Annotated in this window: 21 protein-coding genes; 12 read left to right on the top strand and 9 right to left on the bottom strand. The window is 70.2% G+C overall.

Annotated features, from left to right (window positions below; translation table 11 throughout):
* The first annotated feature begins 12 nt into the window (after window positions 1-12).
* The gene (locus AB0M73_RS11085; RefSeq protein ID WP_363889785.1) at window positions 13-1,005 is read left to right on the top strand and encodes a hypothetical protein; all 993 of its coding nucleotides are present in this window, start codon (window positions 13-15) and stop codon (window positions 1,003-1,005) included.
* Window positions 1,006-1,038: 33 nt separating this feature from the next.
* Here the strand turns inward: AB0M73_RS11085 and AB0M73_RS11080 are convergent, their stop codons facing one another.
* Window positions 1,039-2,787 carry a proline--tRNA ligase gene (locus AB0M73_RS11080; RefSeq protein ID WP_363889783.1) on the bottom strand — a complete coding sequence of 583 codons (1,749 nt, stop codon included), beginning with the start codon at window positions 2,785-2,787 and terminating at the stop codon, window positions 1,039-1,041.
* A 120-nt stretch (window positions 2,788-2,907) separates the two neighbouring features.
* Between AB0M73_RS11080 and AB0M73_RS11075 the strand changes: the two genes are divergently transcribed.
* Complete coding sequence (locus AB0M73_RS11075; protein ID WP_363889781.1) at window positions 2,908-3,261, top strand: VOC family protein; 354 nt, start codon at window positions 2,908-2,910, stop codon at window positions 3,259-3,261.
* A 3-nt stretch (window positions 3,262-3,264) separates the two neighbouring features.
* On the opposite strand, the gene AB0M73_RS11070 is transcribed toward AB0M73_RS11075, so the two are convergent.
* The 5 genes from AB0M73_RS11070 to AB0M73_RS11050 form a co-directional block, all read right to left on the bottom strand.
* Window positions 3,265-4,215, bottom strand: coding sequence for a phosphotransferase (locus AB0M73_RS11070; RefSeq protein WP_063753532.1), 951 nt, complete (start codon window positions 4,213-4,215; stop codon window positions 3,265-3,267).
* A 66-nt stretch (window positions 4,216-4,281) separates the two neighbouring features.
* Window positions 4,282-4,821, bottom strand: a complete 540-nt coding sequence (locus AB0M73_RS11065; RefSeq protein WP_363890275.1) for a flavoprotein — start codon at window positions 4,819-4,821, stop codon at window positions 4,282-4,284.
* A gap of 34 nt (window positions 4,822-4,855) precedes the next feature.
* On the bottom strand, window positions 4,856-6,022 hold the full coding sequence (locus AB0M73_RS11060) for a S53 family peptidase (protein ID WP_363889777.1): 1,167 nt from the start codon (window positions 6,020-6,022) through the stop codon (window positions 4,856-4,858).
* A 15-nt stretch (window positions 6,023-6,037) separates the two neighbouring features.
* The gene (locus AB0M73_RS11055; protein WP_363889775.1) at window positions 6,038-8,167 is read right to left on the bottom strand and encodes a hypothetical protein; all 2,130 of its coding nucleotides are present in this window, start codon (window positions 8,165-8,167) and stop codon (window positions 6,038-6,040) included.
* Between the two features lie 281 nt (window positions 8,168-8,448).
* Window positions 8,449-8,907, bottom strand: coding sequence for a MarR family transcriptional regulator (locus tag AB0M73_RS11050; protein ID WP_363889772.1), 459 nt, complete (start codon window positions 8,905-8,907; stop codon window positions 8,449-8,451).
* Between the two features lie 161 nt (window positions 8,908-9,068).
* Between AB0M73_RS11050 and AB0M73_RS11045 the strand changes: the two genes are divergently transcribed.
* A complete protein-coding gene (locus AB0M73_RS11045) occupies window positions 9,069-12,203 on the top strand; it encodes an efflux RND transporter permease subunit (RefSeq protein ID WP_363889770.1) in 3,135 nt (1,044 codons plus the stop codon).
* A 57-nt stretch (window positions 12,204-12,260) separates the two neighbouring features.
* On the opposite strand, the gene AB0M73_RS11040 is transcribed toward AB0M73_RS11045, so the two are convergent.
* Window positions 12,261-12,632, bottom strand: a complete 372-nt coding sequence (locus AB0M73_RS11040) for a nuclear transport factor 2 family protein (protein WP_363889769.1) — start codon at window positions 12,630-12,632, stop codon at window positions 12,261-12,263.
* Window positions 12,633-12,760: 128 nt separating this feature from the next.
* On the opposite strand from AB0M73_RS11040, the gene AB0M73_RS11035 reads away from it, so the two are divergent.
* Window positions 12,761-13,984 carry a GNAT family N-acetyltransferase gene (locus tag AB0M73_RS11035; protein ID WP_363889767.1) on the top strand — a complete coding sequence of 408 codons (1,224 nt, stop codon included), beginning with the start codon at window positions 12,761-12,763 and terminating at the stop codon, window positions 13,982-13,984.
* A gap of 358 nt (window positions 13,985-14,342) precedes the next feature.
* Window positions 14,343-15,149: a hypothetical protein gene (locus tag AB0M73_RS11030; protein WP_363890273.1), complete on the top strand. Its 807-nt coding sequence runs from the start codon at window positions 14,343-14,345 to the stop codon at window positions 15,147-15,149.
* A gap of 201 nt (window positions 15,150-15,350) precedes the next feature.
* On the opposite strand, the gene AB0M73_RS11025 is transcribed toward AB0M73_RS11030, so the two are convergent.
* Together AB0M73_RS11025 and AB0M73_RS11020 are read right to left on the bottom strand one after the other, a co-directional pair.
* A complete protein-coding gene (locus AB0M73_RS11025) occupies window positions 15,351-16,157 on the bottom strand; it encodes a zinc finger domain-containing protein (RefSeq protein WP_363889765.1) in 807 nt (268 codons plus the stop codon).
* Window positions 16,157-16,630 carry a ribose-5-phosphate isomerase gene (locus tag AB0M73_RS11020; protein ID WP_363890272.1) on the bottom strand — a complete coding sequence of 158 codons (474 nt, stop codon included), beginning with the start codon at window positions 16,628-16,630 and terminating at the stop codon, window positions 16,157-16,159. The genes AB0M73_RS11025 and AB0M73_RS11020 overlap by 1 nt, the downstream gene beginning before the upstream one ends.
* Window positions 16,631-16,708: 78 nt before the next feature.
* On the opposite strand from AB0M73_RS11020, the gene AB0M73_RS11015 reads away from it, so the two are divergent.
* From AB0M73_RS11015 to AB0M73_RS10985, 7 genes are all read left to right on the top strand, one after another.
* Complete coding sequence (locus AB0M73_RS11015; RefSeq protein WP_363889763.1) at window positions 16,709-17,458, top strand: 2-phosphosulfolactate phosphatase; 750 nt, start codon at window positions 16,709-16,711, stop codon at window positions 17,456-17,458.
* On the top strand, window positions 17,455-18,279 hold the full coding sequence (locus AB0M73_RS11010) for an MBL fold metallo-hydrolase (RefSeq protein WP_363889761.1): 825 nt from the start codon (window positions 17,455-17,457) through the stop codon (window positions 18,277-18,279). The genes AB0M73_RS11015 and AB0M73_RS11010 overlap by 4 nt, the downstream gene beginning before the upstream one ends.
* A gap of 173 nt (window positions 18,280-18,452) precedes the next feature.
* Window positions 18,453-19,784, top strand: a complete 1,332-nt coding sequence (locus tag AB0M73_RS11005; RefSeq protein WP_363889759.1) for an FAD-dependent oxidoreductase — start codon at window positions 18,453-18,455, stop codon at window positions 19,782-19,784.
* 247 nt (window positions 19,785-20,031) lie between these two features.
* Window positions 20,032-20,652 (top strand): ferric reductase-like transmembrane domain-containing protein, encoded by a 621-nt coding sequence (locus AB0M73_RS11000; RefSeq protein WP_232240834.1) that lies wholly within the window; start codon window positions 20,032-20,034, stop codon window positions 20,650-20,652.
* Window positions 20,653-20,731: 79 nt separating this feature from the next.
* Window positions 20,732-20,962: a ferredoxin gene (locus AB0M73_RS10995; protein WP_043718080.1), complete on the top strand. Its 231-nt coding sequence runs from the start codon at window positions 20,732-20,734 to the stop codon at window positions 20,960-20,962.
* Window positions 20,959-22,314, top strand: a complete 1,356-nt coding sequence (locus AB0M73_RS10990; protein ID WP_157494587.1) for an FAD/NAD(P)-binding oxidoreductase — start codon at window positions 20,959-20,961, stop codon at window positions 22,312-22,314. The genes AB0M73_RS10995 and AB0M73_RS10990 overlap by 4 nt, the downstream gene beginning before the upstream one ends.
* Window positions 22,315-22,423: 109 nt before the next feature.
* Window positions 22,424-23,065, top strand: a complete 642-nt coding sequence (locus tag AB0M73_RS10985) for a helix-turn-helix domain-containing protein (protein ID WP_363889756.1) — start codon at window positions 22,424-22,426, stop codon at window positions 23,063-23,065.
* Window positions 23,066-23,418: the final 353 nt, after the last annotated feature.

The raw sequence follows: 23,418 nt of genomic DNA, 5'->3' as shown, positions 1-23,418 counted from the left end.
GCGTTTGCGGCCGTGACGTGGCCAAGCGGTGGTGGATCGGGCTACGGGGACAACCAGGCCGGTGGGCCGGACTCCTCGGGGCCGCAGGGAGTTCCCGGGTATCAGCAGCAGCAGCCGCCGTACGGCCAGCAGGCGCAGTACCCCGGCTACACCTACGGTCAGCCGCAGTATCCGGGCCAGCCGCCGCAGCAGCAGCCCCAGTACCAGCAGCCGTACCAGCAGTCCAACTACGGCGGCTTCGGCATGTACCAGCAGCCGCCGCAGGGTCCGCCGCCGCGCAACCGCCGCACGCTGACCATCGTGTTGACGCTGGTGGGCGTGCTGGTGCTGGCCGGCGTCGTGACGACTGTCGTGCTGCTGACCCGCAACGGGCAGCCGCAGGCCGGCGATCGCACGCAGACCTCGGCGCCGCCGACCACGTCCGGCCTCAAACCGTTGGATCCGCGGGTGCCGGGCTGGCAGGTCGCGGTGTCCAACCGTCGCAACGTCGCCTATGACGTGCCGAAGGCGCAGTGGACGAAGGACGACCCGGACGAGATCGCCGGCATGGGCCCGTCCGACGGCGACTTCGTCACCGGCACCGGCGCGGCCTACTACCTGAAGGGCTACTGCGCCGGTCAGGCCGGCTCGGTGCGCGCGGGCACGGCCGTCACCGCGAACGACACCGAGGGCCCCGAGCAGTCCGCCCCGGACACGGCCAAGCACTGGGCGACCGTCGCCTACAAGGCGGACTCGGGCCAGGCGCCGGACGTGAAGCTGGATCCGTCCAAGCAGATCAAGATCTCCGACGGCAAGGTGTCGGCCACGCTGTCGGTCGCCGAGGTCACGCCGCCGAAGGCCACCAACACCTGCACGCCGCCGAGCGCGAAGGTCTACACCGCGGCGGTGAAGACCTCCGACACCGGCTCGGTGATCCTGGTGCTGTTCGCCGACCAGGGCGTGCCCAACGCCCTCACCGACGACGACGCCATGAAGATCATGTCGTCGATGCGGCCCAGCGGCTGATCACCGCCGGGCCGCTGACAACTCAACGACGGCTCAGCCCCGGACCAGCTTGACCAGGTGCGCGACGGCCTCGTCCACGGGGACGTCGCCGCGCTCGCCGGTGGCGCGGTCCTTGACCTCGACCTTGCCGTCGGCGAGGCCGCGGCCGACGACCAGGATGGTCGGCACGCCGATCAGCTCGGCGTCGGCGAACTTCACGCCGGGCGACGCCTTCCGGTCGTCGAGCAGCACCTCGATGCCGGCGGCCGACAGCTCGGCGGCCAGCTTCTCCGCGCCCTCGCGCACCGTGTCGTCCTTGCCGGCCATGACCACGTGCACGTCGGCCGGCGCGACGATGCGGGGCCACACCAGGCCGCGGTCGTCGAAGTACTGCTCGGCGATCACGGCGACCAGACGCGAGACGCCGACGCCGTAGGAGCCCATGGTGATCCGGATGGGCTTGCTGTCCGGGCCCAGCGCGTCCAGCCCGAAGGCGTCGGCGTACTTGCGGCCCAGCTGGAACACGTGGCCGATCTCGATGCCGCGCGCCGACACCAGGGTGCCCTTGCCGTCGGGCGAGGTGTCGCCCTCGCGCACATCGGCCACGTCGATGGTGCCGGTGGGCACGAAGTCGCGGCCGACGACCAGGTCCATCACGTGGTGGCCGTCCTGGTCCGCGCCGGTGATCCAGGCGGTGCCGGTGACCACGCGGGGGTCGACCAGGTAGCGCACGCCGTTGTCCAGCAGCGCCTTCGGCCCGATGTAACCCTTGACCAGGAAGGGGTTCGCGGCGAAGTCGGCCTCGTCGAGCATCACGGCCTCGGCCGGCTCCAGCGCCGCCTCCAGCCGCTTCTGGTCCACCTCGCGGTCGCCGGGCACGCCGATGGCCAGCAGCTCCCACTTGTCCTCGCCGGGACGGCGGGTCTTGAGCAGCACGTTCTTCAGCGTGTCGGCGGCGGTGAACTCGCGGCCGAGACCGGCGTTGTTGAAGAACTCGACCAGCGTGGCGATGGTCGGCGTGTCGGGCGTGGCGTGCACCTTCGCCTCGGGCTTGCCGTCGATCGGCTGCGCCGGGGGCGCGGGCGTGACGACCGCCTCGACGTTGGCCGCGTAGTCCGACTCGGTGCTGCGGACGAAGGTGTCCTCGCCGGTCGGCGCGACGGCGAGGAACTCCTCGGACGCCGAGCCGCCCATGGCGCCGGAGGTGGCCTTCACCACCACGTACTCGAGGCCGAGGCGGTCGAAGATCTTCACGTACGCGTCGCGGTGCGCCTGGTAGGACCGGGCCAGGCCCTCGTCGTCCAGGTCGAAGGAGTACGAGTCCTTCATGACGAACTCGCGGCCGCGCAGGATGCCGGCGCGGGGCCGCGCCTCGTCCCGGTATTTGGTCTGGATCTGGTACAGCGCGACCGGGTAGTCCTTGTAGGAGCTGTACTCGCCCTTCACGGTGAGCGTGAACAGCTCCTCGTGGGTGGGGCCGAGCATGTAGTCCGCGCCCTTGCGGTCCTTGAGGCGGAACACGTTGGGGCCGTATTCGGTCCACCGGTTGGTGACCTCGTAGGGCTCGCGGGGCAGCAGCGCGGGGAAGTGGATCTCCTGCGCGCCGATCGCGTTCATCTCCTCGCGGACGACGGCCTCGATACGGCGCAGCGTCCGCAGGCCCAGCGGCAGCCACGAGTAGCCGCCCGGTGCGACGCGACGGACGTAACCGGCGCGGACCAGCAGCTTGTGGCTGGGCACCTCGGCGTCCGCCGGGTCCTCGCGCAGGGTGCGCAGGAACAACGACGACATCCTCGTGATCACGGCTGAGACTCCTCGTGCGGGGTCGATGAAAGTACAGAGCGTAGAGAACGCAGGGGCAGGCTTTCCACCCGGTTGCCGGGAACGGCCGGAATCGCCCCGACCGCCGATTACCGTCTGCGCATGGCACTGAGGATCCGCATGATCACCATTGACTGCCTCGACACCCGCACGCTGGCGCAGTTCTGGGTCGCGGCGCTCGGCGCCGAGATCATTCACGAGGTCGACGAGGGCGACATGCTGGTGCTGTCCTCGGAGGGCAATGTCGACGTGGGGCTGCAGCGCGTCGACGAGCCACGTGCCGGCAAGAACAGACTCCACCTCGACCTGGGCGCCCCGGACCGCCCGGCCGAGGTGGCCCGACTGGTCGGACTCGGCGCGACGGTCGTCGAGGAGTTCAAGTACCCGGGCATGGCCTGGAGCGTCTTACAGGACCCCGAGGGCAACGAGTTCTGCGTGGGCTCCCGCAACGGGTGACGCCTACCAGCGGGTCCGGTGCACGATCCAGGTCAGCGCGGCGGCGGCCGCCCGCGCCTGGTACGGCCGCAGGCCGACGCAGCCGGTCGGTTCCGGCAGCCGGCTGGACAGCTCCCACCGTCCGGCCAACGCGGCCGCGAAGCCGGTGATGGCCCAGGCCGGCACCTTCGCCAGCACAGGACGGCCGAGCACCAGCCGCTCGGCGTCGGCCGGCGCGTGGCCGGCCATGATCAGCTGCGGCACCATCGTCACGGTGTCCAGCCAGGCCGCGCCCTTGGACGGGTAGGACCAGTCGACCAGCAGCACGCGGCCGTCCTCGACCCGGCGGATCATGTTGTCCACCCGCAACTCGTTGTGCAGCAAGGTGTCGCCTTCGGCCCACGGCTGCCACGCCGTCTCCATCGCGGCCAGCGAATCCAGGTTCGCCTGCGCCCACGGTTCGAGGTCGCCGGCCGCCGCCGACCTCAGCGACGTCCACCCGCACAGCATCGGGGCCAGGTCGTCCAGGACGCTCGGCACGTCGTCGAGCGGGCACGGCGTCAGCGTCCGCGACGCGCTGCCCAGCGCCGACAGGACCGCGGCGAGATCCCCCGACCCCGGTCGGAGATTCGGTTCGCCGCCGTCGATGTCCGTGAGAACGAGCGCCACCCACTGTCCCTCGACGACGTGCAGCAGTCGAGGCGAGGGCACGTTCTCCGGCAGTCGCGAGACGACCGAGGCCTCAGAGCGGTAGGCGCCGGCCAGCGGATGGTCGGCCGGCAGCGCCTTGACGAACACCCGGCGGCCGTCGGCGAGCAGCAGACGGGACGCGAGGCCGAGGGTGAAGCCGCCGGCCTGGCTGAGCGCGCGCACCACCGGCGCGCCGATCTTGGCCTCGATGACCTCGCGCACCCGGCCCGGCACGTCGGCCCAGGTCGGTCGGGTGTGGCGGGAGCCGTCCACGATGGCCGTCACGCGGGCCGCCCCCAGCAGGTCACCTGATCATCTTACGGTGACCGTGTCCGGGGTCACCCGCTCGGCTCACGGCCGGGTCGAGTTCACCGCGTCCAGCACCGCCCGCCACGGGATCGGGTGCCACTCCCCCGATCGAGGCTCCTTCAACGGCCAGACCTCCTCGCCGTCGACCAGGCGCACACCGCCGGCCTTCAACGCGGCGACGTGCCCCGGCCAGGCCGGATGCCGGACGTGGGCGGCGTTGACGCACGGGAAGACGACCACCTCGACGCCGTCGGTGCCGATCGCCTCGGAGACCTGCGTGAGCGCCTGGTTGTCGCCGAAGCCGAAGGCGAGCTTGGCCACGGTGTTGGCGGTGGCCGGCGCGACGACGTAGGTGTCGACCGGCGGATGCGGCTTCCGCTCGCCGGGCAGCCGCGATTCGACGCGAAGGGGAAGGCCGGTGGCTTCCTCGATCTCGGCGACGAGGCCGGCGTCGCGGAACCACCGGCCGGCGGTCGGCGTCAGCGTGACACCGACCCGCCAGCCGGCGTCCAGCGCGGGACGGACGAGCCCCTCGAACAGGCCCTCGACGCCGCCCGCGCCGGACGCGACCACACCGAGCATGGGAGATTCAGCCACCCGGCCAGGCTAGATCGGGCTAGAACGCCCCGATTCCGTTGGGTGAGCCGACGCCGGTCGGGGCGTCGTAACCCTGCAGGCCGGTGCAGAGGTAGTCGTCACCGCAGTAGCCGTTCGAGCCGCCGACCACGTCGAACAGCTTGTCGGCGTGCGTGTACAGCGAGGACGCGTCGGTCAGCCGGCTGCCGTCGCCGGCCAGGCCGATGACGCCCGCGATGAACGGCGAGGACGCGCTGGTCCCGCCGACCGTGACCCAGCCGGCCTGCGTGCCCAGCCCGTACGTGTCGTACACGGCCAGCCCCGGATCCGAGTCGGCGACCGCCGCCACGTCGGCGACGGTCCGCATCCCGCAGTTGGCGTCGTGCTGCCACGCCGGCTTGGGGACCCACGCCGAGCAGCCGCTGCCCGCCCGCGACCAGGCTGTCTCGGTCCAACCGCGGGCGTTGTCGGCCTTCTCCAACGTGGTGCCGCCGACGGCGATGACGTTGGCCAGCGACGCCGGGAACGACGCCGGTTGGAAGCCGTAGTCGCCGCTGGAGGCCAGAATCGCGACGCCGGCGTGCTGGAAGTGCTTGGCGTCGACGTCCATGCCGTTGTACTCGTCGGAGCCGTAGCTGTTGGAGACGGCGCTCGCGCCGGAGGTCGCCGCTGTGTCCTCCGCCGCGCCGAGGTCGGCCGTCAGGGGCGTGTTCGCCTCGACCAGGAGGATGTGGCAGTCGGGGCAGGCCGCCGACACCATGTCCAGGTCGAGGGAGATCTCCACGCCCCAGTTCGCGTTGCCCTCAGGCAGCGGCGAGGCCGCCCCGCGCTGGTTCACCTTCTTGAAGCAGCCGTTGGCCGTCGTGCACGCCGGCAGCCCGAACTGCTGCCGGTACTGGCCGAGATCGGCCTCGGCGCTGGGATTGTCGAAGGCGTCGACGATCGCGATCGTCTGCCCCGCGCCGCCGGTCGACGGCAGTTTGTACGCATCCCTCAGATCCGCCGGCCCGTAGCCCTCGGGCGTCGCGTTGACGCCGGAGGAATGCGCGGTGCGGTAGAGGGCGAAGCAGTGCGCCGTCGGCGCGGTGGAGACCGCCGTCGCCGGGCACGCCGTGTGCGTCGTCGTGTCGGGTGCCGCGCCGGCGATGGCCGGCAGTCCGAGCGTCAGCAGCGCACCGGCCAGCACGGCCACGCGAATTCGGTTCATCGTGAGTCCCCCTGGTCAGCTCTGTACGCCCGGCACGGAGAACGCGCTGGTGACGGACTGGGTCAGCGAGTTGCCCGCGACATCGGTCGCGCTGACCCGCAGCGAGACGTCGCCACCCGTCGTGGACGCCGGGTTGGTCCACTGCGCCCGGTAGCGGCCGCCGCCGAGGTCGGCCAGGAACGTCGGCGTCCATGTCGCGCCGCCGTCGAAGGACACCTGGATGCCGGCCTTCTGGAACGGCAGGTCGGTCCCGCCCGGGGCGTGCCCGAACGCGACGACGACCTGGTCCGGTCCGGCCGCGGCGTTGCCGTCGAGGCCGGCCTTGAGCTGGTAGGACGCCGTGACCAGGGGCAACGCCGAACAGTCGGTCGCCTTGCCGGTGACCGGGTCGCACGCCCAGCCGGCCGGCACGGTCTGCGCGCCCGAGTGCGCCGAGCCGAACGTCCACTCGCTGTGGCTGACCGTGGACTGGTGGAACCACGGCGCGGTCCGCGTCTGGTCGTAGACGATCTTGTAGTCGGCCTGCGCCGCCGGGGCCGTGGCTTCGCCGCCAGTGACGTCCTTGCCGTCGATCAGCGCCTTGCCGCCCGAAAGCAGCTGGAAATGCGAGGTCGAGACGGTGCCCGTGGTCGGCGCGTCGAGGTAGAGGGTGTGGCCGTCGCTGTCCAGTACCGGCGTCAGCGCGACCCGGATCGTGTCGTCACGCCGGCAGGCCGAGCAGAACCACGAGGTCGTGCCCGCCGACGGCACGGTCAGGCCCGGGGCCAACGGGCCGCGATGCCACTCGACCGGCGTTGTCGTCTTCGCCGCGTAGTTCAGGAAGCCGCCCGCGGTGAAGCCGCCGCCGGTGGCCATGCCAGCCAGCACCGCGTCGTCGTAGAGGAGACCGGGGCCGCCGAGCACGTATTCGGTGCGCTGCAACGGGGCCGTCAACGGGGAAAACTGGCCGAAGCCGAAGACCTCGTACGGCAGGAAGATGATCCGCGACGCGCCTTCCAACCGGCCGGGCTTGTCGCTGTAGTAGCTCTCCTTCAGCGTCGCCAACTGGTCCGCGGTCACCTTGTAGTGCTGGTTCGCGCCCAGCGCCCCGTCATTGTCGATCTTCAGGTCGTAGCTGTAGGGGCTGGCCGTGCCGGCCGGGGACTCGCTGTGCGTCTGCACGTTGAAGTGGAAGCCGCCGACCTTCGTCGGCGCCGACGGCGCGACATAGGCCTTGCCGTTGCCGACCGCGAAGGCGTAGCCCTGCGACCCCATGGTCTGGGCGCTGCGGAAGTACTCCAGCGTCTCCGAGGTGAGGTTCGACGGCTTCGGCGTGCTGACCGAGATCTCCGACGTCGCCTTGCTGCCGTCGATGGTGACCGTCTGGTCGCCTGTGACGGCGAAGTCCTGCGCCACCACCCGCACCGACGTCACCTGGCCGGCCGCGTCGAACGTCGGGAACCACGCCACCACGCCGTAGTCGCCCGACGGCACGCTCACCCGCGCCTCGCCCGCCGTGCTGTAGGGGAAGGCGTTGAAGTTGCGGCTGTCGTTCGTGTTGATGACGCCGAGGGACGCGTCCACCGGCGTGTTCGCGCCGTTGACGGTCAGGATCCGGACCGTGTGCATCGGGAAGTTCGGGTGCACCTGCTGCGGCGCCCCGGGCGCGGCTAACCGAACCTGGTTCGCCGTGCCGAACAGCGGGCCGCGGGTGGCGAAGTGGTTCTTGGCGTCCCGTCCGGCCTGCGCCGCCAGCGCAGCCCCGAACGCCGCCCCCGACTTCGCCGTCACCTTGCCCGCCAACACTCCTGGCGCACTGCCGTCCACCTGCACCGGCACCTGGTCCGTGACGCCGTCCCGAATCAGCGCCGACACGTCGAACAGCGACCGGTCCAGGGAACTGCCCAGGTACGGCAGGGCTGTCGCCGGCACCACGTAGAGATCGCCGTCGATGCGTTGGTTCACGAAGTCGCCCGCCGAGCCGGGCCTCGGCAGCACCGTCGCCGTCTGCAGGCCGCCGACGTCCTGCACCACCACTCGGTCGCCCGTCACCAGCGTCACCGTGTGTGTGGTGTCCGCGCTGGTCACCGGCGCCGCCTCCGCCGCCGGAGTCAGGCCCGCCACCACCACCGCCGCGACACCCAGCACCGCCGGTGTTCTCCGCAACCACGCAGATCGACGACCACCGTCCGTATGCCGCATAGGTTTCCCCTCCGTCGCCCTGGACCGGGTCGACGCCCGCGAACGGGCATCACGACGGTTCGTACACGGTCAACCACATCCCGTTGCGTGACCGAGGTCTCCTTCCACTCGGACAGACCAGCGATGACAGCCGTGTCAGATCCGAACGGACGCCGCGACTGGGCCGCTCGCAGCAGAAAGCCTGTGAACTCGGTTCACAACCGTTTTGCCGAAACCGAGCGATTCACACATCTCGTGCCGACACGTCACTGTGAGCCGGACTCCGGGAACTCCTCGTCGGCGATCTCGGCCATGCGACGGACAAGCGTGTCGAGCAGACGAAGTTCGTCCACTTCGAGACGCGAGAGCAGACGGCGGTACTGCGCGCTGCCGGCGTCCATGACTCCGCCGACGAGCTTGCGCCCCTCGGCGGTGAGCTCCAGCAGACGCACGCGACGATCGGTGGGGTCCTCGCGGCGGGAGACGAGACCCTGGGCGGCGAGCCGGTCGACGATACCGGTGACGGTGGCCAGGCTCACGCCCATCTCGGCGGTCAGCACGTGCCCGGGCAGCGGACCGCGTCGAGCCAGCGTGAGCAGGACCTTGAGTTGCCGCATGGTCAGGTTGAGCGACATCAGGGGGTTGGTCCGCGCGGCGCCGAAGAGCCGGCCCATCGACCGCTGTGCCGCGGTGATGCTGGCGATGAGCTGGTCCTTGTCCTCCATGAACGGTTACCGATCACCCTTCGTCACGCCGCTGTGACGGCCCGGGAGCAGTTCCAGCGATCCCCTCGAACCTGAGAGAAGTATCAGCGACCAGGCCGGTCGCACTGTTAGCCTTGGGCCAAATATTAGGACAAGGCTAACCAATTCCGCAGAGAGCTGCCATGACCTTCCTGACCAGACTCAGCCTCGCCAACCGCAGCCTGGTGGCCCTGGTGGCGCTCATCGCCCTGGGCTTCGGCGCGTGGGCGATCCCGTCACTGCAGAGACAGCTGCTGCCGTCGCTGTCCTTCCCGGCCGCGGTGGTGGTCGCACAGTACCCGGGGGCCTCCCCGGAGATCGTCCAGGACCAGGTCACCAAGCCGATCGAGGACGCGCTGCGCAGCGTGCCCGGTCAGACCCAGCTGACCTCGACCTCCAGCCAGGGCTCGTCCTCGGTGACGGTGCAGTTCGACTTCGGCACGAACCTCGACAACTCGGTCAACAAGATGTCGCAGGCGGTCAACCAGATCGCCGCGCAGCTGCCGGCCAACGTCAAGCCGAACGTGATCGTCGGCAACACCGACGACCTGCCGGTGATCGTGCTCGCCGCCTCCTCCGACGCCGACCAGCAGCAGCTGGCCGCGAAGCTGACCAGCACGGTGCTGCCGGAGCTCCAGGGCATCACCGGCGTCCGGGACGCCAACGTGACCGGCGCGCGGGACAAGGTCGTCACCATCACGCTCGACAACGCCAAGCTCGCCACGGCCGGCCTGAGCGCCACCGCGGTGACGACGGCCTTGCGCGCCAACGGAACCCCGACGCCGGCCGGCACGCTGAGCCCGGGCAATCAGACTCTGACCGTCCAGATCGGACAGCGACTGTCCTCCGTGGACGATGTGCGCAACCTCTACCTGGCGCCGACGACGCCGTCCGTGCCGGGCCGTCCCGCGCCGCAGCCGGTCAAGCTGGGCGACGTCGCCCAGGTGACCGAAGATCTCGCGCCGGCGACCTCGATCACCCGGACCAACGGCAAGGAGAGCCTGGGCGTCTCGGTCACCAAGACCCCAGACGGCAACGCCGTCGAGATCTCCCAGCAGGTCCGCGACAAGATCTCCCAGCTGCAGACCGACCTCGGCCAGAACGCCAAGCTGACGGTGATCCAGGACCAGGCGCCCGCCGTCAACCAGGCGGTCGAGGGCCTGACCCAGGAGGGCCTGCTCGGCCTGGCCTTCGCGGTGCTGGTGATCCTGATCTTCCTGCTCTCGGTGCGCTCCACTCTGGTCACGGCGGTGTCCATCCCGCTGTCGGTGCTCATCGCGCTGATCGTGTTGTGGACCACCAAGACCTCGCTCAACCTGCTCACCCTCGGCGGCCTGACCATCGCCATCGGACGGGTCGTGGACGACTCGATCGTGGTGCTGGAGAACATCAAACGCCATCTCAGCTACGGCGAGGACAAGAAACGCGCCGTGCTGGACGGCACCCGTGAGGTCGCGGGCGCGGTCACCGCGTCGACGCTGACCACGGTCGCCGTGTTCGCGCCGATCGCCGTGGTCGGCGGCCTCGTCGGCGAGCTGTTCGCGCCGTTCGGCCTGACGGTCACGGTGGCGCTGCTGGCGTCGCTGCTGGTCGCGCTGACCATCGTGCCGGTGCTGGCGTACTGGTTCCTCAAGCCCGCCAAGGAAGGCACCGATCCGGACGAGGCGGTCCGCAAGGAGCTGCGCAGCCCGCTGCAGCGGATCTACGTCCCGGTCATCCGGTTCGCCACCCGCCGCCGCTGGACGACCGTGCTGATCGCGGTCCTGGTGCTGTTCGGCACGCTGGCGATGGGCGCGGGCCTGAAGACCAACTTCCTGGACGGCTCGGGCGAGAACACCGTCAACGTCTCGCAGACGCTGCCGGTCGGCAGCAGCCTGGCCACCACGGACGCGGCGGCCAAGCGCGTGGAGACGGCGATCCAGGGCGTCGACGGCATCGACACCTACCAGGTCACGGTGGGCTCGGGCGGCGGCTTCCTCGGCTTCGGCGGCAACAGCGGCACGTCCAAGGCCAGCTATGCCATCACCATCAAGGACGGCGCCGATCTCGACACCGTGCAGAACGCGTTGCGGGACAAGCTGGACGCGCTGCCGGACGCCGGCAAGATCACGGTCGGCGCCCAGGGCGGCGGCGGTTTCAGCGGCAGCGGCCTGCAGGTCGTGGTGAACGCCGCGGACGAGAACGTGCTGCGCACCGCCTCGGACGCCGTGCAGAAGACCATGTCCGGCATCTCGGGCGTCACCGACGTCACGAGCGACCTGGTCAACAGCGCCCCGGAGGTGCAGGTCTCGGTCGACCGCCAGCTGGCGGCCAAGCAGGGCCTGAGCGACTCGACGATCGGCCAGGCCGTGCAGGCCCAGCTGGCCGGCAGCCAGATCGGGCAGCTGAGCCTGAACGGCACGTCGGAGAACGTGGTGCTGCGCACCGGAACCGCGCCGGCCGACCTGGACGCGCTCAAGGCGCTGCCGCTGCCGGGCCTGACCGGCGTGGTCCGGCTCGACTCGGTGGCCACGGTCCAGCAGACCAACGGCCCGACGCAGATCAAGCGCATCGCCGGGGCGCGCAGCGCCACCGTCAGCGGCACGGCCGACAGCGCCAACACCGGCACGATCAGCACCGAGCTGAGCCAGAAGCTGAAGGACACCAAGCTGCCGGCCGGCGCCAGCTACAGCATCGGCGGCGTCTCCCAGCAGCAGAGCGACGCGTTCGGCAACCTCGGCATCGCGCTCGCGGTCGCCGTCGCCCTGGTCTTCCTGATCATGGTCGCGGTGTTCCGCAGCCTGATGCAGCCGCTGGTGCTGCTGGTGTCGATCCCGTTCGCCGCCACCGGCGCCATCGCGGCGCTGCTGATCAGCGGCATCCCGCTCGGCCTTCCGTCGCTGATCGGCGTGCTGATGCTGATCGGCATCGTGGTGACGAACGCGATCGTGCTGATGGACCTGATCAACAAATATCGCCAGGACGGCATGAGCATCGCCGACGCGGTGGTGGAGGGCGGTCGTAGACGGCTGCGCCCGATCCTGATGACCGCCGCCGCGACGATCTTCGCGCTGCTGCCGATGGCCCTGGGCCTGACGCAGAGCGGGGCGTTCATCTCCCGTCCGCTCGCGGTGGTGGTGATCGGCGGCCTGGTCAGCTCGACGCTGCTCACGCTGCTGCTGGTGCCGACGCTCTACACCATGGTGGAGAACACCAAGGAGCGGTTCCGCAACCGCCGCGAGGCCAAGCGGAGCAAGGCCGTCGACGCCGAGCAGCCGGAGCTGGTCGACGCCAAGTAGGACCACGACAACGGCTGTGGGCCACGGGATTCCCGTGGCCCACAGCCGTTTCCCGTGTCATGAGGCCGTGGGCACCTTGTCGAAGAAGCCGCTGATCGCCTCCACCTGTCCGTCCCCGGTCAGCGTCAGCACGTCGGTGCCGATCACCACGGACTCGCCGCCGCCGTCGGGCACGAGCTCCCAGCTGAACCGCAACACGTCGTGATGGTTGTCCGCCTCCCCGATCGGGCGGATCCGATGGCCCGGGAACCGCTCGTGCACGCCGCCGATGACCGCCGCCAGCCCGTCAGGCCCGGTCACATCGGCGATCGGGTCGACGAACCGACACTCGCCGGTGAGCAGCTCGGCCGCGGCCTTGGCCCGCAGTGCGCCATCGGGCTGGTTCCAGATCTCCACGTAGCGCCGCACGACCGCGTTGGTCTCCGTCATCTCGACCGTTCCTTTCCTTGTCCCGCTTCGGTTTCCCAATCCTGACAGCGGGCGGAGCCCTGGTCGATTACCTCGGGCGTCATGGAAATCGACTCGCGCCCACCGGCGAACCGGCGTACGAAGTCGCTATGTCCGCATCGCCGCTGGTGACCCGCATACTCACCGCCGAGGAGATCCCGGCGTTCATCGGCACGGTCTTCCGCGCCTTCCTGGAGGACCCGGTCCCCGAGGACGTCGCCGCCGAGATCGACCTGGTCGAGCCGCACCGCACGCACGGCGCCTTCGACGGCGACGAGCTGGTCGGCGGCGCCACGATGCTCAGCAAACGCATGACGCTGCCCGGCACCGGCCCGCACCCGGTCGCCGCGATCTCCTGCGTCGCCGTCGCGCCCGACCACCGGCGTCGAGGCGCGATGGGCCAGTTGATCCGGGCGCAGCTGCATTCCCAGCACGGAACCGGTGACGCCTTCGCCGCGCTGTACGCCTCCGAGGGCGACATCTACGGCCGGTTCGGCTACGGGCTCGCCGGTCACCGCGCCTTCTTCGCCGTGCCGAGGGGCGCCGAATTCCAGTCCACTGTGGACATCAGCGACGGCCGTATCCGTGAGGTGGACAAGGAAACCGCCCTGCCGCTGATGCACCATCTGCACAGCAAGGTCGCGCCGACGCGCGCCGGCTGGGTCGACCGCACCAAGGCCTCGTGGCAGGCCTTCCTGGCCCAGAACGAGGCCGAGCTGCGCAACGAGAACGCCACGAAATGGCGCTACGCCATCCATCCCGAGGGCTATGCCGTCTATCAGGTCAGGAAGAAGTGGGAGACCCGCAAGCCCGAGCACGAGGTCTACGCCCGCGAGATCCTCGGCACCACACCGCAGGCGTACGCGGCGTTGTGGCGCTACCTGCTCGACCTCGACCTGACCACGACCGTCCGAGCCGAGGCCGCCGCGGACGACCCGATCATCCACATGCTCAAGGACGCCACCGACAACGCCCGGCAGGTCAGCGACGGCCTGTGGGCGCGGATCATCGACATCGACCGGGCGCTGCCGCTGCGCGCGTACTCCGCGCCGGTCGACGTCGTGCTGGCGGTCGAGGACACCCTGTGTCCCTGGAACGCCGGCAGCTGGCGGCTCGTCGCCGAGGCCGACGGCCCCGCGACGGCCACCCGCACCGACGCCGAGCCAGATCTGGCGCTGGACGTCCGTGAACTGGGCGCGGTGTTCCTCGGTGGCACGACCGTGCAGCAACTCGTTGCCGCGCAACGCATCCATGAACTCACGCCGGGCAAGGCCCGGGCCGCCTCAAGGGCCTTCGCCGGCGACGCCCAGCCGCACTGCCCCGAGGTCTTCTGACCACCAGCCGGATGATCGACAGCGAACCGACAGGAAGGAGCCGGAACTCCCGCCGCGCGCGGGCTCGTTGCCGTGACGTAGCCACTTGGTCAAGGAGGAACGGCATGGGCTTCTACCTCGTCGCAGTGGTCACGGTCGGCATGCTCGGCGCCTACTGGGCCGGGCGATCGCCGGGCGCGACCAAGAAGTAGCTGTCCGTCGGGTCACACCGGTCGCCCGGCCCGCCAGGAACCCAGCCGGTAGCTTTCCCGTTGTCCGTTTGCGACGGATTCACCCTCGTTGGAGCCCGGGAGGCACAGTGACCGCGTTGCTCGTCGTGATCCTGCTGGTGGTGATCATCGGCGTAGCCGTAGTCGTGATGCGTCAGCGCGCGGCGAACGGCCAGCGCCTCGATGACGCCAAGGCGGACGCCCGCCGCTGGGTGGAGCGCCTCGGCGGCCAGGTGCTCAACCTGACCGGCACCAACGACGCCGCCAAGCAGGCGCTGGCCGACGCCGGCGAGCGCTACAACGCCGCCGGCTCGCAGATGGAACAGGCGCGCACCACCGAGCAGTGCCGGCTCGTCACCCAGACCGCGCAGGAAGGCCTGTACTACGTGCGGGCCGCCCGCTCGGCCATGGGCCTCGACCCCGGCCCCGAGCTGCCCGACCTCAACGGCCAGAGCCGCGCCGGCAAGGTCGACGGCGATCGCCGGGTCGAAGTGGAGGGCCACGAGTACGAGGCCTCGGCGCAGCCCGGCACGGGCACTCCGCACTACTACCCCGGCGGCTACGTCGCCGGCCGGCCGGTCCCGCAAGGCTGGTACAGCGAGCCGTGGTGGAAGCCCGCGCTCGTCGCCGGCGCCTGGGGCATCGGCGCCGGGCTGCTGTTCAACGCCATGTTCTCCGGCATGCACAGCATCCCGTACGCGGCAGGTGGCTGGGATGCCGGCGGCGGCTGGGACGGCGGCGGTTTCGACGGCGGCCAAGGCTTCGGCGACTTCGGCGGCGACCAGGGTCAGCAGGCCAGTTGGGACGGCGGCGACCAAGGCGGCGGCGACCAGGGTGGCGGCGACTGGGGCGGCGGCGACCAGGGCGGCTGGGACGGCGGCGGCGGCGGCGATTGGGGCGGTGGTGACTGGGGTGGCGGCGGCGACTGGGGCGGTGGCGGCGGCGACAACTGGTGACCGCGACCGCTGACCAAGGTCGCTGACATAGAGCGCGCAGTGCCGGTGCCCGGGAGCAACTGCCCCGGGCGCCATTGCGTCTCGGGCCTCGCAGTCCCCCAGACGCCGCAGCTTCTCGGGCCCCGCTGATTCTCGGGCCCTACCGCACTCGCGCCGCTGCCCATGCCGGCCATGGGCCTCGGGCGACCCGCACCCCCGCGATCAGGCCGGCTGACAGGTAGGACACCAATAAAGGTTGCGGCCACCCAGGTCCTTGGTGAGCACCGGAGCTCCACAGACCAGGCAGGGCTGACCGGCGCGGCGGTAGACGTACACCTCGCCGCCGTGCCGGTCCTGTCGTGGTGCCCGGCCCGTCACCTCCGGGTCGTGCTCCGGAAGGACGGTGTCGATCCGGCCGACCTTGACGCCGTACTTCATCAGCTCGACCAGATCGGCCCAGATCGAGTCCCACTGCTCGCGGTCGAGCTGCCTGCCGGCCAGCATCGGGTCGATGCCGTGCCGGAACAGCACCTCGGCGCGATAGACATTGCCGACGCCGGCCAACACGGCCTGGTCGAGCAGCAACGCGGCGATCGACACCCGCGACTTCGAGATCCGCCGCCACGACCGCTCCGGATCGGCGTCCCGACGCAGCGGGTCCGGCCCGAGCCGGGCGAACAACGCGTCGACTTCGTCGTCCGTGAGCAGTTCGCACGCAGTCGGGCCGCGCAGATCCGTGCCATGGGTTTCGCCGAGCATGCGCATCCGGACCATGCCGGTGACCGCCGGCTCCGGCCGCGGAAACTCGGTGAACGTCCCGTACAGGCCGAGATGGACGTGCACGGTCGCGTCCGGCCCGTACCGGTGCAGTAGGTGCTTTCCGACGGCCTCGGCCCTCACCAGCACGCGCCCGTCGACCGACTCCGCGCCACCGAACTTGCCCTGTGGACTGCTGACCTGCACCTTCTCCCCGGCGTACCGGCGCTGATGGAGCCGGGCGAGTCGGTGCAGCGTGTGACCTTCCGGCATCAGGCGGTCGGCAACTCCGGCGCGACGCCGGTCCGCTCGTACTCGGCCACGATGTCGATGCGGCGCTGGTGGCGCTCGGCGCCGGAGAACGGCGTGGCCAGGAACGCCTCGACGATCGCGGTGGCCTCCTCGACGCTGTGCATGCGTGCGCCGATCCCCACGACCTGGGCGTTGTTGTGTTCGCGGGACAGCTTCGCCGTCTCGGTGTTCCACGCCAGCGCCGCCCGCGCGCCCGGCACCTTGTTCGCGGCGATCTGCTCGCCGTTGCCCGAGCCGCCGATCACGACGCCGAGGCTGCCCTCGTCGGCGACCACCCGGCTGGCGGTGGCGATGCAGAAGGCCGGGTAGTCGTCCTCGGGGTCATAGGCGGCGGGGCCGACGTCGACCACGTCGTGTCCGCTGGCCGCGAGGTGCTTGACCAGGTGGGACTTCAGCTCGTAGCCGGCATGGTCGGAACCCAGGTAGACGCGCACGGTCAGAGTCTGCCATTCGGTGGGCGGCGGGGAGCAATTCAGCTGCCGGTACGTGAGGTGCACGCCACACTCCGTCGGGTGAACAACGACGTCTTCCGGCAGGACGGATACCGACTGCGGCTGGAGTGGGGTGCGGACGGCGTCGCGGCGCTGGCGTCCAGTTGCGCGGTTCTGGTCGTCGTCGACGTGCTGTCCTTCACGACCGCGGTCGACGTCGCGCTGAACCGCGGCGGCCGGGTGGTTCCCGTGCGAAGAGGAGATATGCGCGCGATGTCCTCCGCTCGGTCGGCCGGCGCGATCGTCGCCGGCGACCAGAAGTGGACGCTCCGTCCGTCATCGTTGCTCGACCTGCCGGCCGACACACTGCTCGCGCTGCCGTCACCCAATGGGGCGGCGTTGTGCGTGCAGGCGGCAGCCGCCGGCGTGACTGTGTTCGCCGCTTGTCTGCGCAACGCCGAGTCAGTTGCGCGCGAAGTCGACAAGTTCGCCGGCGAACGGCCGATCGGCATCGTGCCGGCCGGCGAGCGCTGGGGCGTCACTACCGGCCCGCTGCGTCCCGGCATCGAGGATCTGCTCGGCGCGGGCGCCGTCGCCGCCGCACTGCTGGCGACGAACTCCAGTAGTGCGTCGCCCGAGACCAGGTTGGCGGCGAGCTGCTTTTCGCACGAAGTCGAGAATGTCGTCGAACTTCTCCACGGCTGCGCATCCGGCCGTGAGCTGACGGCCGCCGGGCACGTCGGCGACGTCGAGCTGGCCGCGGCGGTCGGCAGCAGTTCGTGCGCACCGGTGCTCCGCGGCGGAGTGCTGACCAACAAACTGTCCACATGAGCGCGCGCTGGATCGAGGTCGCCGACGGAGTGCACGTCCGCCGGCACGAGGAGCTGGACCTGTCACTCGGCTTGGTCGTCGGCGAGGACGCCTGCCTCGTGGTGGACACCGGCGGTGACGAGGTTCAGGGCGGCGAGTGGGCGGCGGCAGTCCGCGCCGTGACGCCGCTGCCGTGGACCGTTGTCCTCACGCACTCGCACTTCGACCACGCCTTCGGCACGCAGGCGTTCCTGCCCTGTCCGGTGCTCGCGCATCCGAACTGTGTCGACGAACTCGTCATCGACAGTGCCGAAGACAAGGAGAAGTGGTCAGCGCACTACACCGCGCAGAACCGACCGGACATCGCCGAGGCCATCCGCGCCACCCGGATCGTGTTGCCGGACACGGTGGTGTCAGCGCCGACGACGGTCGACCTCGGCGGCCGAGTCGTCGAGATCGCACAGTTCGGCCGTGGGCACACCGACAACGACTTGGTGCTGCGCGTGCCGGACGCCGATGTGGTGTTCGCCGGCGATCTGGTCGAGAACGGCGCCCCGCCGGCGTTCGAGGGCTCGTTCCCGGCGTCCTGGCCGACGGCGCTGGCCGGACTGCTCGAACTGACCGGTCCGGACACGGTCGTCGTGCCGGGACACGGCGACCCGGTCGACGCGGCGTTCGTCGACGCGCAGCGGGCCGACATCGCCGCCGTCGTCGAGCTCGCGCGGGCCCTCGCCGCCGGTTCGGTCACGCTGGCAGAGGTGCTCCGTGACTCACCGTTCCCGGCCGATGCCACCCATGGGGCCATCGGGAGATTGACGGGGCGTAACCGTTCCGGCCGGTAACAGGTCCCTTCACCGAAGGCATTGCCCCGAACAGTCGATAGCCACCACGCCCCTGACCGACAAACTGTTACCTAACGGCTATCGGAGCGCGATCCGATGTGCCGGTTTGCTGGATCACACGTGCGGTCGGGGCCGGCGTGGCGGACACCACGCGGTGAGCGAGGACGTAGTCGGTGAACCGACGAGATCGCATCGTCGTAGTAGGGGCTGGAGCGGCGGGCTTGAGAGCCGCTGAACGGCTGCGTGAACTCAGGTTCGAGGGTGAGGTGGTGATGGTCGGCAACGAGCCACACCGTCCTTATCACCGTCCTGAGCTGTCGAAGCAGCTGCTGACCGGGAAAGTGCAGGCCGACCAGTTGACGCTGGCCGCCTACACCGAGGTCGACGCGCGCTGGCGGCTGAACACCGCGGCTCGCGGCGTCGACACCGGCAAGCGCGTGCTCGCGCTGCCCGGCGGCGAACAGCTCGCCTACGACGGTCTGGTGATTGCCACCGGAATGGAGTCCCGGCACCTGCCGGGCGCTCCCGTCAACGACCCGCGCGTGCACCAGCTGCGCACCCTCGACGACGCGACGCGGCTTCGCGAGGCGCTGTCCGCGGACAAGGAGTCCGTCGTCGTGATCGGCGGCGGCTTCACCGGCTGCGAGGTCGCGGCCAGCATCCGCGCCCTCAAGCGGCGGGTGACGATCGTGACCGACGGGCCGGCGCTGATGGCCGGCGCGCTGCCGCCCGAGGTGTGCGACGGTGTCACCCGTTTGCACCAGAGCAAGGGTGTCGGTGTGGTCCTCGGCGTCGAGGTGCTGCACTGGCTGCCGGCGGACAACGGCATCGCGGTCCACCTGTCCGACGGGCAGGTGCTGGTCACCGGGCATGTCGTCATCGCGGTCGGCGGCCTGCCGGCGGTGTCGTGGCTGCGCGGCTCCAAGATCCCGCACCACGAGCGTGATGGCGTGTACTGCGAGGCGACCTGCCATGTCGTCGGCGCCGCCGACGTGGTGGCGGCCGGTGACGTGGCGTGCTGGCCGAACCTGCGGTTCGACGACGTGCCCAGGCGGGTCGAGCACTGGCTCAACGCGGTCGAGATGGGCCGGGCGGCGGCGGAGAACCTGCTGCTGGGACCGTCGCGGGCGCCGGCGTTCGCGCCGATGCCGCGGTTCTGGACCGAGCAGCACCGGATGAGGGTGCAGGTCGCGGGCCAGCCGCAGCTGGGCGGCGAGCACGGGCGACTCGGCCCGGGCAGCCTCGCGTCGGCACGGAAGGACGGACTGGTCGGGCTGACCACCGTCGACCGGCCGCGGGAGTTCCACCGCCTGGTGGCCGGGCTCACCACCCGCCGACCGGGTCCGGCGGCACGGAAAAAAGGATTTCAGGAACCGGTTCCATCCGGTTGGGAATCGGTCAACCGGGCAGGAGAAACCATGCGTCCGCCACCGAAGTCAACACCCTTGGTGTCGAACTACCTGCCCGCCGGTGTGACGCTCACACCAACTTCTACAAGGACATAGACAACCGAATTCGTTAGTTCCGCTAACCAGAAACGCTGCACCACCCTGACCGCTACTCCGTTCGGCCGCACGGATTACTCCCCCGGACGTCTGGAGGCAGCTGTCACCGCAGACAAACTGTTTAACCATGACCAACAATAAGTGACAATCGGACATCCGACCCGGAGCATGGTCGCGACCACACGGCCCACCCCGCTGCTCCGATCGGACCACCCCGAGCATCACGGCCGTCCGGGAGGCGTCTGAGGTGTCGACGCAGTTGATAACGTTGACGCAGTTGATTGTTTCGCCGACAGTGCACTCCGCGCACGATTCTGGCGTGCGACAGGTAGCCGCGCTTTCGGCCCGGTTGGCCTATGCGTTGATGTGCCTGACCCTGGTCTGGGGGATTTTCACCGCGACCGGATGGGTCACCAAGCTGACAGGACGGCAGGCCGTTCGTAGCAGCCACATGGTTATGGCGACCTTCACGCTCGCCTTCGGCGGGCTGCATGCGGCATGCTTCCTTTTCCTCACCGATTCCGACGAGATCTTCAGTTGGATCAACCTCACCATCCCGATCTTGGACGGCGGCCAGCTGCGCTGGGCGTTCGGCATCCTCGGGCTCGAGGTGATGACCGCGATCCTGATCTCGACGGGGCTGGTCAAGTTCTTCGTGTACAGGAGGTGGTTGCGCTTCCACCAGATGGCCTACATAGCGGTGGGCATCACCATCGTGCACTCCTGGCTCGGCGCGGTCGCCAACGGTCACCTGTCCATCGTCTGGCTCGGCGGACTGACCCTGATGATTCCGACCGTCGTGCTGGCCGTGCTCCGCTTCGTCCCCAGCAAGAACCTCGTCGGAGCAGGAGTGCTCAGCGGCGGTTAGCGGGATCCCCCCGAACGTCCCGCCCCGTCCGCCACGCGGTTACCCCGAACCCGCCTCTTGAGAAAGGACTGCTGGCCCGATGAGTCCTCGTCGCGCTCTGCACGGCAGCTCCCTGACCATCAGCGTGAACAACGGTCGCTGTCACCTCTACGGCACCTGTCAGTACGAGGCCCCGAGCCTGTTCGAACTGACCGAGGACGAGCGGCTGCGCTACGTCACCGAGGTGATCCCCGAGTACGCCGACCAGGCCCGCGCCGCCGCGATGGCCTGCCCGATGCGTGCGATCCAGCTGTCCGGGGAGCAACTGTGAGCGGCAGGATGGAACGAATCGTCATCGTCGGCGCCGGGCTGACCGCGCTGCGCGCCGCCGAGCGGCTGCGCGAGCTGAAGTTCGACGGCGAGATCGTGATCGTCGGCGACGAGCCGCACAAGCCGTACCACCGGCCGGCGCTGTCCAAGCAGCTGGTGACGGGCAAGCTGGCCACCAAGGACCTGTTCTTCCCCGCGTACCACGACATCGACGCAATCTGGCGGACCAGGACCCGGGCGCACAAGCTGGACCACGGGCGGCACGTCGTGCACCTGCCCGGCGGCGAGGAGCTCAAATACGACGGCCTGATGATTGCCACCGGGGTCGAGGCCAGACACCTGGCCGGCGCACCCCGACACGACCCGCGCGTGCACGCCCTGCGCACGCTCGACGACGCCATGGCGATCAAGGAGACGCTCACCCGCTCCAAGGGTCGCGTCGTGGTGATCGGCACCGGCTTCACCGGCTGCGAGTTCGCCTCCAGCTGCCGTGAGATGAACCGGGACGTCACCATCATCGGCCGGTCCAAGACGCTGTTCGGCAAGGCGCTCGGCCCCGAGCTCGGCGCGGCCATCGGCGATCTGCACCGCCGCCACGGCGTCGACCTGGCGCTCGGCGTGGACATCCGGCACTGGGCGACCGGCCCCGAGGGCGTCGCGATCGTGCTGTCCAACGAGCGGCTCATCACCGCCGCCTGCGTGATCCTCGCGGTCGGCAGCATGCCGTCCACGGACTGGCTGGCCGGCTCCGGCCTCGTGCTGGAGGACGGCGTGCTGTGCGAGCCGACCTGCCATGTGGTCGGCGCCTCCGACGTCGTCGCCGCCGGTGACGTCGCCCGCTGGCCCAACCTGCGGTTCGACGGCGTGCCGCGGCGTGTCGAGCACTGGCTCAACGCCATCGAGATGGGCCGGGCCGCCGCCGAGAGCCTGCTGGCCGGCAAGTCGCGGGCCAAGCCGTTCACGCCGCTGCCCCGGTTCTGGTCCGAGCAGCACCACGTGCGCATCCAGGCCGCCGGCATCCCGGCCATCGGCCAGCAGACGATGTACCTGAGCACGCGGCCCAACGGCGCCGAGCGGTCCATCACCGGCTACATCCGCGCCGGCAAGCCGGTCGGCATCGTCGGACTCAACCAGCCGCGCACGATGATCCACCTGACCAGGCAGCTCGACCAGAAGCTGCGCCCGATGGTGCCCAGCGAGCGCGTCCGCAACGCGCCGCGGCGCACGCCGGCGGAGAACCCGACCACCGCGAACGCCGAGACGCTCAGCGAGCGCAGCCCGAGCGAGAGCAAGATCGACGTCAGCGAGCTGTCGGCCCGGCTCAAGGCCCCGGCCATGCGCAACGGCCGCTGACCCGGTCGAACGGTCACGGTTGTGGCCCCTCCCGGCCTGGGAGGGGCCACAACCTTGTGTGCGCCGGGTAGCCTTCGAACACATTTCTGCCGGTGGAGGGCGCGCGGCGATGACGGGACAGTTGCGGGCGGACGCGAAGCGCAATCGCGACCAGATCCTGGCCGCCGCCCGTGAGCTGCTGGTCAACCAGGGCGTCGGCGTCCCCATGGAGGAGATCGCCCGCCACGCCGGCGTCGGCGTCGGCACGCTCTACCGGCGGTTCCCCGACCGGGTCGCGCTGCTGCGGGCCCTGTCCGTGCACACCGTCGAGCACATGACCGAACTCGCCCGCACCGCCCTGCGCACCGAGCCCGACGCCTGGTCCGCGCTGAGCCGGTTCGTCCGCGAATCCGTCGCCCTGCGTCTCGGCGCGCTGCGCTCCATCGTCGATCCGCAGCTGCATTCCGCTCTCCACCAGAGCGACGAGGTCCGCTCCGCCCGCCGCGACCTGCTGCGCATCGTCGAGCAGATGATCATCACCGCCCAGGCCGACGGGTCCATGCGCACCGACGTCGGCGTGGTCGACGTCGCCATGCTCGTGTCGCTGCACCTCAAGCGGCCGTTCGACGTGCCCGGCACCATGCCCGAGGAGTTGGACGCCCGCCTCACCCAGCTCATGCTCGACGGACTCCGCCCCGCTTCGGCGACCGTCCTGCCCGGCAAGCCCACCACCCTCGCCGACGTCGACTGGCACGCCGACCGCGAGCTCTGACCACCTCCGCGCCCTCACTCGAGAAGTCCGACGGACTTGAGAAGTTCGCACACGATCGAGGAGTCCGCACGCGGTCGAGCCGGCCGCCGGCGACCAGAACTTCGGCGAAGTAGAGCAGCTCGCGCTCGATCGGGCAGTTCGCGCGCAATCGAGCGAGTCGCGCGCAGTCGAGAAGTTCGTACGCAGTCGAGGAGCCCGTGCACAGTCGAGCAAGTCGCACGAACTTGAGAGGTTCGTGCGCAGCCCAGCAACTCGTGCGCAGTCGGGCAGCTCGTACGTGGTCGAGAAGTTCGTATGCGGTCGAGAAGTTCGGCGAAAAGGTCGGGCGCGGCCGCCGCGAGGAGTGCGGCGGC

The sequence above is a fragment of the Kutzneria sp. NPDC051319 genome (genome assembly GCF_040682195.1).
GTDB lineage: Bacteria > Actinomycetota > Actinomycetes > Mycobacteriales > Pseudonocardiaceae > Kutzneria.
The sequence above is the reverse complement of the archived record's forward strand: the minus strand, read 5'-3'. Positions and strand labels throughout refer to the sequence as shown.

Coding starts and splice junctions, on each gene's coding strand:
- AB0M73_RS10995 (WP_043718080.1), top strand. CDS start 20,732: ATGAGTCCTCGTCGCGCTCTGCACGGCAGCTCCCTGACCATCAGCGTG.
- AB0M73_RS11050 (WP_363889772.1), bottom strand. CDS start 8,907: ATGGAGGACAAGGACCAGCTCATCGCCAGCATCACCGCGGCACAGCGG.
- AB0M73_RS11035 (WP_363889767.1), top strand. CDS start 12,761: ATGTCCGCATCGCCGCTGGTGACCCGCATACTCACCGCCGAGGAGATC.
- AB0M73_RS11010 (WP_363889761.1), top strand. CDS start 17,455: ATGAGCGCGCGCTGGATCGAGGTCGCCGACGGAGTGCACGTCCGCCGG.
- AB0M73_RS11075 (WP_363889781.1), top strand. CDS start 2,908: ATGGCACTGAGGATCCGCATGATCACCATTGACTGCCTCGACACCCGC.
- AB0M73_RS10985 (WP_363889756.1), top strand. CDS start 22,424: ATGACGGGACAGTTGCGGGCGGACGCGAAGCGCAATCGCGACCAGATC.
- AB0M73_RS11065 (WP_363890275.1), bottom strand. CDS start 4,821: ATGCTCGGTGTGGTCGCGTCCGGCGCGGGCGGCGTCGAGGGCCTGTTC.
- AB0M73_RS11060 (WP_363889777.1), bottom strand. CDS start 6,022: ATGAACCGAATTCGCGTGGCCGTGCTGGCCGGTGCGCTGCTGACGCTC.
- AB0M73_RS11045 (WP_363889770.1), top strand. CDS start 9,069: ATGACCTTCCTGACCAGACTCAGCCTCGCCAACCGCAGCCTGGTGGCC.
- AB0M73_RS11030 (WP_363890273.1), top strand. CDS start 14,343: ATGCGTCAGCGCGCGGCGAACGGCCAGCGCCTCGATGACGCCAAGGCG.
- AB0M73_RS11040 (WP_363889769.1), bottom strand. CDS start 12,632: ATGACGGAGACCAACGCGGTCGTGCGGCGCTACGTGGAGATCTGGAAC.
- AB0M73_RS11025 (WP_363889765.1), bottom strand. CDS start 16,157: ATGCCGGAAGGTCACACGCTGCACCGACTCGCCCGGCTCCATCAGCGC.